The sequence below is a fragment of the Streptomyces sp. KL116D genome (genome assembly GCF_030766975.1).
Classification (GTDB): Bacteria; Actinomycetota; Actinomycetes; order Streptomycetales; family Streptomycetaceae; genus Streptomyces; species Streptomyces longispororuber_A.
Genome location: NZ_JASERH010000014.1, coordinates 71197 through 83939, shown reverse-complemented (window position 1 = coordinate 83939; position 12743 = coordinate 71197). Strand labels below are relative to the sequence as shown.

Genomic DNA, 12743 nt, shown 5'->3' with positions numbered 1-12743 from the left:
CGGGGAGCTGTTGGCCAACTGCGGGGATCAGAGGTCATACGCGAGTACCCTTCCGCCACACCTCCCGCACCAGCGGCACCCCCGGCCGGTACGCCAGGTGGACGTGGCTCGGGGCGTCCAGGATCGCCAGGTCCGCGCGGGCGCCCGGTGACAGGTGGCCGACGTCCGTGCGGCGCAGGGCCTGTGCTCCGCCCGCCGTCGCCGACCAGAGGGCCTCGTCCGGGGTCATGCCCATGTCCCGTACGGCGAGGGCGATGCAGAAGGGCACCGAGGACGTGAAGGACGAGCCCGGGTTGCAGTCCGTGGAGAGGGCCACCGTGGCGCCCGCGTCCAGCAGGCGGCGGGCGTCCGCCACGCGGCGCGGGTGGAGAACCCGGCGCCGGGCAGAGGTGGCGACGGTGGAGCGTGCGCGAGGCGTCGACGTCGGCGACCGTGAGGTGGGTGCAGTGGTCGGCGACTGGCCGCGTCGAGCTCCACGGCGAGCTGGACGCCGGGGCCGTAGCGAGAGCTGGTTGGCGTGGATGCGCGGGTGCAGCCCTCGCTGCCCGCCGTGAGGATGGCGCGGCCTGGTCGCCGTCGAAGGCGCCCTTCTCGCAGAACACGTCGATCCAGCGGGCGTGCGGGCGCAGGCGTGCTCAGCATCTCGCCCGTGACGAGAGTCGACGTAGGCGGCCGGGTCGTCGGCGTAGGCTCGGGCGAGACGATGTGTGCGCCGAGGTAGGTGCTCGTCGGTGGCGGGCCGCACGCGATGCGCGAGGCCCGTCCTCGTCGGCCGTCGTCAGGCCGTAGCCGGACTTGGTCTCGAAGGTGGTGGTGCCTCTGGCGAGCTCGCGAGGTAGCGGGCGAGGTTGGCCTCCAGCTCGGCGTCGGTGGCGCGCGCGGTCAGCGGCGACGGTGGTGCGTGGATGCTCGCCCGCGCCTGGTGGCTCTGGCCGACATGCGGGCGTTGAATCCCGGCGGTGCGGTCGCCGGCGAAGACGAGGTGGAGTGGGAGTCGACGAAGCCGGGGATCGCGGCGCGGCCGGCGGCGTCGTACGTGGTGTCCGTCGCGGGCTTGGCCGTGGTCCTGACCCAGGCGATGCTGTCGTCGTCGATGATCACGCGGCGCGTCCGATCAGGCCGAGATCCGTCGGCGAGGGAGGGGCCGTTGCGACCAGGTGGCGATAGTTGGTGATGAGCGTGGTCGTGCCGTGGGTCGTCATGGGCGCGCGTGTGGTCGTCGGTCGGGTAGCTCGGCGGCTGCGGGTCCGGTGGGGCTGCTCGCGCAGTTCCCCGCGCCTGAAATGCCGACTGCGTCATGGCGAGCGTCTCTTCGCGCGGGCTCGGGCCGGTGGGGCGGGGCGCCGGCAGTCCCGGCGCTGAAATGCCGACTGCGTCTGCCGGGCGGGCTCGCGTCGCGACGTGCGGGCCAGTGTTGCGCGCGCAGTTCCCCGCGCCCCTGACGCATGCGCTGCGCGCAGCCTTCACGGGGAGATGCCGCACCGCAGGTGCGCATCTCAGGGGCGCGGGGAACTGCGCGTACCAGCACGTGAGCGCACCCGCCCACGCCACGGCGGGACGTCTAGTGGAGGGACCTGATGGCCTTGGTCAGGGACTGGGCCACGTCGCCGAGCGTCGCGTGGGAGCCGTCGCGACGATGACGCGTCTCGGCCGCCACGACGTGCGTCACGTCGCACGCGCCCGCCGCGAACACCGCCGTCTCCGCGCCCAGGCGTCGGCAACGCGACCGTACGTGACCGAGTCGAGGGTGAGCGTGACCAGGTCGCCGTCGCGCCCGGTTCCAGGACGCCCGCGTCGTGCCAGCCGAGGGCGGCGTGGCCGTCGGCGGACGCGCGCGCAGCAGGCGGCGGCGGTCCAGTGGCCGCGGGTGCGGAGCGGAGCCGCTCGTCAGCTCATCGCGCGCGCCTCCTCGAAGCAGGTCGATGACGGCGTGGCTGTCGGAGCCGAGGAGAGCGCCGAACCCGCCTTCTGCAGAGCGCGCGGCCGGGCCGATGCCGTCGGCGAGGTCGCGCTCGGTCGTCGGGCACATGCAGCGCCGGGCGCCCGCGGCGCCGAGGAGGCGATGTCCTCGTCCGTGAGGTGGGTGGCGTGGACGGCGTGGTGCGGGCGCCCAGCACCCCGCAGTCCGCGAGGCGTTGCGTGGAGCAGCCGTGCCGCGCGGCTGGCGGCGCGGCACGCGCGTGCTCGGCGGCTGCTCGGAGAGGTGGACGTGGAGCGGAGGCGCGGCGGTCCGCGGCCCAGTCCGCGACGGTGGCGTAGCCGTCCGCGTCGGAGACGCCCGCACGGAGTGGAGCGCGCGCCGATCCGCACGCGGCTCGCGCGGGCTTGAGCAGGGCGGGACCACGCTCGGCCCAGGCCTGCTGGCGTGCCGTCGCCGAAGCGCAGCTGGGGCGTCCAGGGCGGTAGCCGTCTGCGAGAGCCGCCGAGAGGTAGGCGTGTCGAGGAGGTGATGCGGATGCCCGCTCGGCGGCCGCCGCGATCAGCGCCTCGCCCATGGCGTTGGGTCGGCGTACGCGTGCCGCCCGGGCGTGGTGGAGGTAGTGGAACTCGACGCGGTGATGCCGGCCAGCGCCATCTCGGCGTGGCCACGGCGCGCGCAGGCGTGGTACGTGTCGGGGTGAGCCGTGCCGCCGCCGCGTACATGCGTCGCGCCAGGTCCAGAACGCGTGCCGGAGCCGACCTGGACGCGGCGCGCGCAGGCGCGGTGGAAGGCGTGCGAGTGGCTGTTGGCGAGACCGGGGAGGGTGAGGCCGCGCAGGACGGCGGCGCCGGGCGGCGGGCGGTCCCGATCCCCTGCGGACGGCGGTGAGGCGCGCCGTCGGCGCTCCACCAGGACGACCCCGCGACGTCGGCCGTCGGCAGCCAGGCGTGCCCGAGCCAGTACCGCGCGGCTGCGTCACGTGCAGGCCAGGCTCCTCCAGGACGTCGGCGAGGGCGTGGACGCCCGCCAGGCAGTCGTCCCCGGCGGCGGTCTCCGCCGGGGAGTGCGAGACGCCCGTGCGCGTGCGTACGAACGCAGCATGGCGGTGGAGGATCGAGCCGACGCCAGGACACCCGCGTCGTGGCCCGCGCCGCGTGCCGAGCACCGGCACCTGCGGCTCCTGGGACGCCGCCCAGGATCGCTGGCCAGCTCGTCGCGCAGGGCGTGCGTCGAACTCCACGACCGGCGTGAACGACTCTTGCGGACGAGCGACGAGGTCCACGCTGCCGTGCGCGGCGGCGTCCGCGCGGGCCGCCTTCGGATGGCGCGGTGACCGTGTCGTCAGGGCGCCTGTCCTGGTCGGCGGCCCGGGAGTCGAGCCAGCCGCGGACGAGGGAGGGGATGGCGTTGACGCCGTTCGGCTCCACCGCGATCTTGCCGAACGTCGCCACGCGCGCGCGGCGAGCCGGCCTCGCGGCGGGCGGCCAGGACCGTCTCCGCGTAGCTGAGCATCGGGTCCCTGCGGTCCACCAGGCGGGTGGTGCCCGCGTGGTTGGCCTCGCCGCGGAAGTCGAAGCGCCAGCGGCCGATGCGGCCAGATGCGGGCTGGCGATGCCGACCGCGTCACCCGACAGGTCGAGCGCGCGGCCCTGCTCCACGTGGAGTTCGATGAACGCGCCGATGCGGGCGAGCCGGTCGTGGTCGGGGCCGATCGTCTCCGGGTCGTACCCGGCCCGCTCCATCGCCTGCGGAAGGCTCGCGTCCGTCGGCGTCCGTCAGTGCGTGCGCCTGCTCGGCGGTGAGGACGCCGGACGTGAGGCGGGAGCCCACGCAGAGCCAGGCCGAAGCGGGCGCCCTCCTCGTCGCCGAAGTTGGTGATCGCGAGCGGTTTGGTGAACTCCACTCCCCTGTGGCGGAGTTCGTCCAGGGCGGCGAACGAGGAGACGACGCCGAGGGGGCCGTCGAAGGCGCCGCCGTCGGGGACGGAGTCCAGGTGGGAGCCGGTCACGACGGCGTCCCCGGCGTCCGGGTCGCCGAGCCAGGCCCACTGGTTGCCGTTGCGGTCCGGTTCGTAGGTCAGGCCGCGGGACTCGGCCTGGGCCTTGAACCAGGCGCGGCAGTCGGCGTCCGCCGCGGTCCAGGCGTAGCGCCGGTAGCCGCCGCTGTGCCGGTTCCGGCCGATGGGGTGCAGTTCGCGCCACATCTCCGTGAAGCCGGGCGGCACCGGCACCGGCACCGGTGTTACGGGCGCGGGGCCCTGCCCCGGACCCGCTCGCTCAATCGCCGGAGGGGCTTGATCGGCCGGAGCCGCTTGAGTGGCCGGGTCGCTTGAGTGGCCGGAGCCGCTTGATCGGTCACTCGCCCTCCCGCATCGGCACCCGCACGCCGCGCTCGGCCGCGACCTCGGCCGCGTGCTCGTAGCCCGCGTCGACGTGGCGGATGACGCCCATCGCCGGGTCGTTGGTGAGGAGGACGCGCTCGATCTTCTGGGCGGCGAGGTCGGTGCCGTCGGCGACGCGGACCTGGCCGGCGTGGATGGAGCGGCCCATGCCGACGCCGCCGCCGTGGTGGAGGGAGACCCACGAGGCGCCCGAAGCCGTGTTGACCAGGGCGTTCAGGAGCGGCCAGTCGGCGATCGCGTCGGAGCCGTCGCTCATGGCCTCGGTCTCGCGGTACGGGAGGCCACCGAGCCCGAGTCGAGGTGGTCGCGGCCACGATGGCGACCGGGGCGGACGGCTCGCCGCTGGCGACCATCTCGTTGAACTGCAGGCCCGCCAGGTGGCGTTCGCCGTAGCCGAGCCAGCAGATGCGCGCCGGGAGGCCCTCGAAGGAGATGCGCTCGGCGGCCATGTCGAGCCAGCGGTGCAGGTGCTTGTTGTCCGGGAACAGCTCCTTGATCGCGGCGTCCGTCTTGCGGATGTCCTCCGGGTCGCCGGACAGGGCCGCCCAGCGGAACGGGCCGAGGCCCTCCTCGAAGAGGGGACGGATGTGCGCCGGGACGAAGCCCGGGAAGTCGAAGCGCGCGCTCGCAGCCGGCCTTGCGGGCCTCGTCGCGGATCGAGTTGCCGTAGTCGAAGACCTCGGCGCCCTTGTCGAGGAAGCCGACCATCGCCTCGACGTGCAGGCGCATCGAGTGCCGGGCCTTGTCGGTGAAGCCGGCCGGGTCGGCCTCGCGCTCCTGTCCCAGTCCTCGACGGAGATGCCGACGGGAGGTAGCGCGAGCGGGTCGTGGGCCGAGGTCTGGTCCGTGACGATGTCGATCGGGGCGTCGCGGCGCAGCAGTTCGGGGAAGACCTCGGCCGCGTTGCCGACGACGCCGATGGACAGAGCCGCGGCGCTCGTCGCGGGCCTGGACCGCCAGCTCCAGGGCGTGGTCGAGGTTGTCGGCCTTGACGTCGAGGTAGCGGGTGCCGATGCGGCGGTCGATGCGGGTCTCGTCGACGTCGACGCAGATCGCGACGCCCTCGTTCATGGTGACCGCGAGGGGCTGGGCGCCACCCATGCCGCCGACGCCGGCGGTGAGGGTGATGGTGCCGGCCAGCGTGCCGTGTGAACTTCTTGCGGGCGACCGCGCCGAAGGTCTCGTAGGTGCCCTGGACGATGCCCTGCGAGCCGATGTAGATCCACGAACCGGCCGTCATCTGGCCGTACATGGTGAGGCCCTCGGCCTCCAGCTTGCGGAACTCCTCCCAGTTGGCCCAGTCGCCGACCAGGTTGGAGTTGGCGAGCAGCACGCGCGGCGCCCACTCGCTGGTGCGCAGCACGCCGACCGGCTTGCCGGACGCTGGACGAGGAGGGTCTCGTCCGACTGCAGCGTCTTCAGCGTGCGCACGATCGCGTCGAACGCCTCCCAGGACGCGGGCCGCCTTGCCGGTGCCGCCGTAGACGACGAGCTTGTCGGGTGCTCGGCGACCTCGGCGTCGAGGTTGTTCATGAGCATCCGCAGCGCACCCTCCTGCTGCCACCCCAGGGTGTTGAGCTCGGTGCCGCGCGCGGGGCGCGTACTGGGGCGGGGTCCTGACATCGGCGGCCTCCTGGGTGCTCCATGTTGATGCGGATATTCACATCCCATGGCTGTCCTGAATAGAGCTAGTCATACAGTTCCCATGACAGCGGTTCGGGTGGTTGTCTCGGACGCACATGGCTGCCACGGGACGCTTCCCCGCACCTCTCCACCCGCCGCGACCAGGCCGTACGGGCCGCCGTCGAGCACAGGACTCGTCGGCCTCGGCCCTCCCGTGGCCGGGCTCCTCGACGTCACCGGCATCCGCGCCTCCGCGGCCGCCCTGCGCGCCGCCTTCGACGCGGTCGCCGCCCCCGGCACCCGGATCCTGCACGCTTCGCGGTGAAGGCGACGCCGCTCGTCCCGGTCCTGCGGCTGCTGCGCGAGGAGGGCATCGGGGTGGAGGTGGCGAGCCCCGGCGAGCTGGCCCTGGCCCGCGCCGCGTGTGGTGCCGCCCACCCACACCGTCCTGGACTCCCCCGCCAAGACCACCGCCGAACTGCGCGAGGCCCTCGCCCTCGGCATCGCCGTGAACGCGGACAACGCGCAGGAGCTGGCCCGCCTCGACGCCCTCTCGTGAGCTCCGCGCCCACCCGCTCCCCGCTCGGCGTCCGCGTGAACCCGCAGATCGGCGCCGGGTCGATCGGCGCCCTGTCGACCGCGACCGCCACCTCCAAGTTCGGCGTCGCCCTGCGCGACGAGGGGGCGCGGGCCTGGCTCGTGCGCGCGTACCTGGACCGGCCGTGGCTGACCCGGCTGCACACGCACTCCGGGTCGCAGGGCGTGCCGCGCTGGAGCTGATGGCCGAGGGCGTGCGCGCACGACGTGCGAGCTCGCCGAGGAGATCAACGCGGCGGCCGGCCGGCAGCAGGTCGACACCCTCGACATCGGCGGCGGCCTGCCCGCGTCAACTTCGCCTCCGACGAGGAGACCACGCACGCGGCGTACGCGCAGCTGCTCGCCGCGACCGTGCCGGGCCTCTTCGACGGGCGGTACGGCATCGTCACCGAGTTCGGCCGGTCACTGCTCGCCAAGCACGGCACGCTGCTCGCCCTCGTCGAGTACGCGAAGGAGAGCGGCGGCCGCCCGATCGCCGTGACCCACGCGGGCGTCCAGGTCGCCACCAGGACCGTGTACGCGCCCGCGTCGTGGCCGCTGCGGATCGCCGCGTACGACGCGAAGGGGCTGCCGAAGACCGGGCCCGCCGTCGCCCAGGACGTGGCGGGTCCGGCCTGCTTCTGCGCGGTGACCTGCTCGCCGAGAACCACGCGCTGCCGCTCCTGGAGGCGGGCGACTACGCCGCCGCGCTCGACACCGGCGCGTACTACTTCGCGCGCAGCACTACTCGTACAACTCGCTGGCCAGGCCGGGCGTCTACGGCTTCGCGGCGGACGCCGACGGCGAGGGTGCGGTTCGCGGCCGCGCGCGAGCCGCAGACGGTCGAGGAGATCGTCGCCGAGTCCGGCGGTGACCTGCGGCGGGGCCTGCGCGACCTCTGAGATTGCTCAACCCGCGCATCCGTGACGTGCGTCACGGGCATGACGTCCCCTTCCAGGCACCCACCTCGGGGAGGCACCCGTGACGACGTCGTCCACGCCCACTTCCACCACACCGCCACCGTCCGGCGACGGCACCCTGCACCGCGCCATCGGCCCCAAGCTGCTGATCCTGTCTCGTGATCGAGCGACATCCTCGGCACCGGGATCTACGCGACCACCGGGAAGGTCGCGGGGAAGGTCGGCGGCGCGCTGTGGCTGCCGTTCGTGATCGGGTTCGTGGTGGCGATCCTGACCGCGGCCTCGTACGTCGAACTCGTCGGCAAGTACCCGAAGGCGGCGGGCGCCGCGCTGTACACGCAGAAGGCGTTCAAGGTCCCCTTCCTGACCTTCATCGTCGCGTTCATGGTGATGTGCTCGGGCCTGTCGTCGGCGAGCGCCGCCGCCCGCGCCTTCAGCGGCGACTACCTCGGCGAGCTGACGAACGACGCGCTGCCGCCGACGCTGATCGCCATCCTGTTCGTCCTCGCGCTCGCCGCCCTCAACCTGCGGGCGTGAGCGAGTCCGTGAGGCGAACGTCGTGCTGACGATGGTCGAGCTGACCGGACTGCTGATCATCCTCACCATCGGCGCGCACGCGAGTGCTGACCGGCGACGGAGAACCGTCGCGGCTCACCGAGTTCGAGGCGAGCGGGAGCGGATTCGCCCTGATGACCGGGGTGTTGGGGGCGACGGCGCTCGGGTTCTTCGCCTTCGTCGGCTTCGAGGACTCGGTCAACATGGCGGAGGAGACCAGGATCCGACGCGCACCTTCCCGCGCGCCATCTTCATCGGCGTCGCGGTGACCGGGACCATCTACGTCCTCGTCGCGATCGTGTCGTCGCTGCTCGTCGACCACAAGACGCTGGAGTCGTCGAGCGGGCCGCTGCTGGAGGTCGTGAAGGCGGGCGGGCTCGACTTCCCGCACAAGCTCTTCGCGCTCATCGCCCTGTTCGCGGTCACCAGCTCGGCGCTCATCAACATCATGATGGCCTCGCGGCTCTGCTACGGCATGGCCAACGAGCGGATCCTGCCGCGCGCCATGGGCCGGTGCTGCCCGCCCGCCGCACCCCCGTCGTCGGCATCGTCTTCGTGTCGCTGCTCGCGATCGGGCTGGTGTCGACCGGCGAGATCGAGGGCTCGGCGACACCACGGCCTTCCTGCTGCTGTGCGTCTTCGCCGTCGTCAACGTCGCGGTGCTCGTGCTGCGCAAGGACCGGGTGGAGCACCGGCACTTCCGTACGCCGACCGTGCTGCCGGTGCTCGGCGCCGTCACCGCGCTGATCCTGGCCAGCCCGCTCGCCGACCGGCCCGCCGAGGTCTACGTCAGGGCCGGGGTGCTCGTCGCCATCGGCATCGCCCTGTGGGCGGTCAACAAGCTGGTGATGAAGGCGCGCACGGAGGACTGAACACCCCGCACAGCACGCGTCGGCCGACCCGAACAGCCGTGACTTTCGGGCCGGTTGGCGGATTCTAGTCCTCGGTACGCATGTTCCATCGGAAAATGCCAGAACCCTCACCAGGTCGCCGAACCGTGCGTAGCGTCGCGCTCACACACACCAGAAATACACCGACGTGGCGACGAAGTGGGGGGTTTCAGGCGTGCCCGGAATCGACGAGTGCCTGCTCGAGGTCATGCGGCTGCCGGGGGCCCGCGGTGCCGCCGTCGTCGACTGGACCAGTGGACTCGCCCTGGGCACCGTCGGCGAGTCGCCGAACAGGGGACCACGAGGCCACCGCCGCCGAGGCCGCGGAGCTCGCCCGGCTCGCCGCCGAGCACCGGGCCTTCGCGCCCGCCGACGGCAGCGACTGGACCGAGGGCTCCGCCGGCGACAAGGCGCCGCCCGTCGAGGACGTCATGGTGACGAACCGGGACGGCTACCACGTCCTGCGGTTCGTCCGGACCAGCTTCGACAGCAGCGTCTTCCTGTACCTGTGGCTGGACCGCGGGGAGGGCAATCTCGCCCTCGCCCGGCTGCGGCTGTCCGATCTGGCGGACCGGCTGATCCTGGGATGACCTCCGCCCCCGCCCCGACGGGCGTCTCGCCGATGCTCAGCCGCCTCGCGGCCGAGCAGTGCGACCGGCGCGCTGATCCGGGAGAGCACGGCACCCTCTACCTGGAGGACGGCCACATCGTGCACGCGGAGTCCCCCGCGACGCCCGGCATCGACGTGCTGCTCACCGCGGGCGGCGCCGTCCAGGCCGAGGGCTGGTGGGAGGCGGTCGACCAGGCGGGGGCCAGGCAGCGCGTCGGGCGGTACCTCGTCGAGCGCGGCCGGCTGACCGACGGGGCGCTCGAACTGTGCCATCTGGGCGCCCTGTTCGACGCGCGCGTACTTCACGCTCGCCCCGACCAGCGGCTCGACCCGCTTCCGGTACGGTCTCGCACCGTTCGGCACCGTGCGCCCGGTGCCGGTGGCCGCCGTCGAGCGGGAGACGCTGCGCCGGCGCGAGCTGCTCCAGCGGATCTGGCCCGAGCCGGACACCGACACGGCGGCGCTCACCCTGGGGCCCGACCCGGACCGGCCGGTGCCCGCGCGCCGGCGCCGCGTCCTCGACCTGGTCGACGGGTCCCGCACCGCGTCCCAGATCGCCACCGCCCTGGGCAGGCCCGCCTTCCACACCCTGGTCGACCTGCGGCGGCTCGCCGCGGGCGGCCTGGTGGCCGCCGTCCCGCCACCCCCGGCGGCGACCACGCCCGTGCCCGAATGGGTCGCGCACAGCAGCGTCGAGGACCCCGACGTGGCCCTGCTGCGCCGGCTGCGCGCCGCGCTGGAGGCTCGTGAAGCGCTCTCCGCCGCACCGGCCGAGCCGGCACCGAAGCTTCCGGAACTCCCGAAAGGAGACCGCCGATGGCCGACGAGGCCGAAGTCCTCGGCGAACTACAGAGGTTGAGAGTCCGGGTGCCCCAGGTCGCGGGGCACTCGCGGCCAGCGTCGACGGACTCGTGCTCGCCCAGGACACCCCCGGCGTCGAACCGGAGGGCGTGGCGGCCCTGACCGCGGCGGCGCTCGGCGTCGCCCAGCGGCTCGCGGACGCCACCGCCCAGGGTGCCTTCCGGGAACTCCTGGTGCGCGGCACGGACGGCTACGTCGCGACGTACGCGGCCGGACACGGCCGTCCTCACGCTGCTCGCGGAGGACCGGGTCACCGTCGGCCGGCTCCATCTGGAGGGCGCGCCGGGCCGGCACCCGGATCGGCGAGCCCGTCGACGCGGCGCCCCCGAACCGCCCGAGCCGGTCGTGCGCACCCGCGGCCGGGCCCTGCGCCCGCACGACCCCGAGACCCGGAGGGCGAACTGCTCCGTCCGCACCCCGGTCCAAGCTCCCGGAGACCAACCTGCAGCCCCGAACGGCCCGTTGACCCGACGGAGCACCACGGAATCACGAACAGAAACAGCAGAAGAAACAGCAACAGCAGCAACTGGAAAGGAAGCCATCATGGCCAACACCGAGACCGCTCTCAAGGACGCCCTCGCCTCCATCGAAGGAGCCTCCGCCGCCGCCCTCGTCGACTACACGAGCGGGATGGCGCTCGGCACGATCGGCGGCTCCAAGAGCTTCGACCTGGAGGTCGCGGCCGCCGGCAACACCGATGTCGTCCGCTCCAAACTGCGCACCATGGAGCACCTCGGCCTGAAGGACGAGATCGAGGACATCCTGATCACGCTCGGCACGCAGTACCACCTGATCCGGCTGCTCAAGGCCGGCGGCAACGGCCTCTTCCTCTACCTGGTGCTGGACAACCAACGCGCCAACCTGGCGATGGCGCGCCATCAGCTGAAGAAGATCGAGGCCGAACTGGAGGTCTGAGCAGACCGGCTGTCCGCGGGCTCAGCGGCGCCGCGCCCCACCGGCGCGGCGTCGCCCGCGAGGGTCCCGGTCCGCCGGCACGCCTTGACCTGCTTAAGCCGACGGGCGCGCCCGCGCGGGTGCCGAGCCAGTCGACGCGCAGCCACAGCAGTGCGTCGTCGTTCCGCTCGCACCGCCCGAGCCACGCGGCCTTCAGCCACAGTCCGGCACCCGCCCCGGCGACCGCCATGCCGCCCGCGGCGGGCACCGCGAAGGCGCTGCCTGAGGGCCGCGCGATGCGCGAGGGCCAGCCACCAGCGTGGTGGCCGCGTGCCGCCAGTTCCGTACGGTGACGGCCCGGTCCTGGAGCACGTCGTGCTTCCCGGCGCGGGCCGCCGAGCCGGTGAGCGCGGTGTGCCGCCCGCGCCTGCCGTACGCCACCGCCGCCGCGACCACGAGGACGGCACGGCGCCCGCCAGACACCGATCCGGCGTCCGGTGAGCCCGCCGGGCAGCAGCCCGATCGTGCCGCCGCGAGCACCGAGCCACCACAGTGCGGCTCCGGCGCGCACCACCACGGCGGTCACTGACCAGGCCCTGCGCACGCGCGTCACCGTCGTCTCCCGCCGTAGGCCGTAGGCCGTAGACCGTCGACTCGGCCGCTTTCGGGCGGCGACTGAGTGCGGGATTCTGAGTGATCGCAGAGGGTCTCGTGAGAGCCGTCTCACTCGGCCGCGGGCACGGTCGCCGCCCAGCGCTCCCGAGGAGCCGCGCAGCCGCTCCTCCGTCACGGACCCGCTCCTGGCGTGTAGACGACGAGGGTCTGGTCGGGTTCGCCGGAGACGGTCAACGTCTCGTACGGCATGGTGAGTTCACCGGCCACGGGTGCGTCATGCGCTTCGCGAACGTCTTCTCCTTGACCTGGTGGTCCGCCCACAGCCGCCGGAAGTCCTCGCTGGCCAGGGACAATCCTCGCCGACCAGTGCGGCCAGTTGGGGTCCTTCTGGATGCAGGCCCGCATCGAGCCTGAGGTAGGCGACGGTCACGGCGGCGACCGCCGGCCACTCGGGGTAGAGGTCGCGGGCCGCGGGGTCGATGGAGACCTGGCGCGGCATGCTGTCCTGCTCCTGGGCGCCATCGTCCGAGAAGCCGAGGACGAGGGCGTCACCGAGCGCGTTCCAGGCGAGGACGTCCATCCGGCGGCCGAGCATCACGAACGCGCGGCGCCTTGTCGATGGTGTCAGCGAGCAGCCTGAGGCCGGGCCGCACCCGCTGTCCGCGGGCGGGCGGGCGCCTGCGCCGGGTCCGCGCCGGCCGGGCCACCGAGCAGCAGGTACGCGGCCTCGAGTCGTCGAGGCGCAGGACGCGGGCGACCGCGTCGAGCACGGCGTCCGAGACGGATCGCCGCGGCCCTGTTCGAGCCGGATGTAGTAGTCGACGCTGACTCCCCGCGAGCGTGCGCCACCTCCTCGCGGCGCAGGCCCGGCACGCGG

The 12743-nt window shown here is 73.4% G+C and carries 6 protein-coding genes and 11 pseudogenes; 6 read left to right on the top strand and 11 right to left on the bottom strand.

From position 1 onward, the window contains the following. Positions 1-34: 34 nt before the first annotated feature. The 9 genes and pseudogenes from RBJ77_RS05075 to RBJ77_RS05035 all read right to left on the bottom strand — a co-directional run. Positions 35-745, bottom strand: a complete 711-nt coding sequence (locus tag RBJ77_RS05075; RefSeq protein WP_372343854.1) for an amidohydrolase family protein — start codon at positions 743-745, stop codon at positions 35-37. Between the two features lie 137 nt (positions 746-882). After that, the gene (locus RBJ77_RS05070; RefSeq protein ID WP_372343853.1) at positions 883-1101 is read right to left on the bottom strand and encodes a hypothetical protein; all 219 of its coding nucleotides are present in this window, start codon (positions 1099-1101) and stop codon (positions 883-885) included. A 460-nt stretch (positions 1102-1561) separates the two neighbouring features. Next, positions 1562-1693: a hypothetical protein gene (locus tag RBJ77_RS05065; RefSeq protein WP_372343852.1), complete on the bottom strand. Its 132-nt coding sequence runs from the start codon at positions 1691-1693 to the stop codon at positions 1562-1564. A gap of 1222 nt (positions 1694-2915) precedes the next feature. Beyond that, positions 2916-4124, bottom strand: a pseudogene (locus RBJ77_RS05060) (allantoate amidohydrolase); the annotation flags it as partial. A 151-nt stretch (positions 4125-4275) separates the two neighbouring features. Beyond that, on the bottom strand, positions 4276-4578 hold the full coding sequence (locus tag RBJ77_RS05055; RefSeq protein ID WP_372343905.1) for a hypothetical protein: 303 nt from the start codon (positions 4576-4578) through the stop codon (positions 4276-4278). A gap of 118 nt (positions 4579-4696) precedes the next feature. Then, positions 4697-4861, bottom strand: a pseudogene (locus tag RBJ77_RS05050) (hypothetical protein); the annotation flags it as partial. 124 nt (positions 4862-4985) lie between these two features. Beyond that, a pseudogene (locus RBJ77_RS05045) lies at positions 4986-5200 on the bottom strand (urocanate hydratase); the annotation flags it as partial. Between the two features lie 121 nt (positions 5201-5321). Next, positions 5322-5423, bottom strand: a pseudogene (locus tag RBJ77_RS05040) (hypothetical protein); the annotation flags it as partial. A 178-nt stretch (positions 5424-5601) separates the two neighbouring features. Beyond that, a pseudogene (locus RBJ77_RS05035) lies at positions 5602-5855 on the bottom strand (urocanate hydratase); the annotation flags it as partial. A 210-nt stretch (positions 5856-6065) separates the two neighbouring features. Between RBJ77_RS05035 and RBJ77_RS05030 the strand changes: the two are divergent. The 6 genes and pseudogenes from RBJ77_RS05030 to RBJ77_RS05005 all read left to right on the top strand — a co-directional run bounded on the left by RBJ77_RS05030 (position 6066) and on the right by RBJ77_RS05005 (position 11272). Further along, a pseudogene (locus RBJ77_RS05030) lies at positions 6066-7423 on the top strand (diaminopimelate decarboxylase). Between the two features lie 79 nt (positions 7424-7502). Continuing rightward, positions 7503-8868, top strand: a pseudogene (locus RBJ77_RS05025) (APC family permease). A gap of 193 nt (positions 8869-9061) precedes the next feature. Then, positions 9062-9476, top strand: a pseudogene (locus RBJ77_RS05020) (hypothetical protein). Then, positions 9473-10355, top strand: a pseudogene (locus RBJ77_RS05015) (DUF4388 domain-containing protein). Before RBJ77_RS05020 ends, RBJ77_RS05015 begins: the two co-directional pseudogenes overlap by 4 nt. Next, positions 10313-10823 (top strand): annotated as a pseudogene (locus RBJ77_RS05010) (roadblock/LC7 domain-containing protein). Before RBJ77_RS05015 ends, RBJ77_RS05010 begins: the two co-directional pseudogenes overlap by 43 nt. 77 nt (positions 10824-10900) lie before the next feature. Further along, complete coding sequence (locus tag RBJ77_RS05005; protein WP_372343851.1) at positions 10901-11272, top strand: hypothetical protein; 372 nt, start codon at positions 10901-10903, stop codon at positions 11270-11272. Here RBJ77_RS05005 and RBJ77_RS05000 read toward each other — a convergent pair. Next, positions 11236-11864: pseudogene (locus tag RBJ77_RS05000) on the bottom strand (hypothetical protein). The gene RBJ77_RS05005 and the pseudogene RBJ77_RS05000 sit on opposite strands and share 37 nt — an antisense overlap. A 276-nt stretch (positions 11865-12140) precedes the next feature. Continuing rightward, positions 12141-12461 (bottom strand): hypothetical protein, encoded by a 321-nt coding sequence (locus tag RBJ77_RS04995; RefSeq protein ID WP_372343904.1) that lies wholly within the window; start codon positions 12459-12461, stop codon positions 12141-12143. Positions 12462-12743 lie beyond the last annotated feature (282 nt).

Bases quoted from the DNA above. Each gene is read 5' to 3' on its own strand.
- RBJ77_RS04995 (WP_372343904.1), bottom strand. From the start codon at position 12,461: ATGCTCGGCCGCCGGATGGACGTCCTCGCCTGGAACGCGCTCGGTGAC.
- RBJ77_RS05005 (WP_372343851.1), top strand. From the start codon at position 10,901: ATGGCCAACACCGAGACCGCTCTCAAGGACGCCCTCGCCTCCATCGAA.
- RBJ77_RS05055 (WP_372343905.1), bottom strand. From the start codon at position 4,578: ATGAGCGACGGCTCCGACGCGATCGCCGACTGGCCGCTCCTGAACGCC.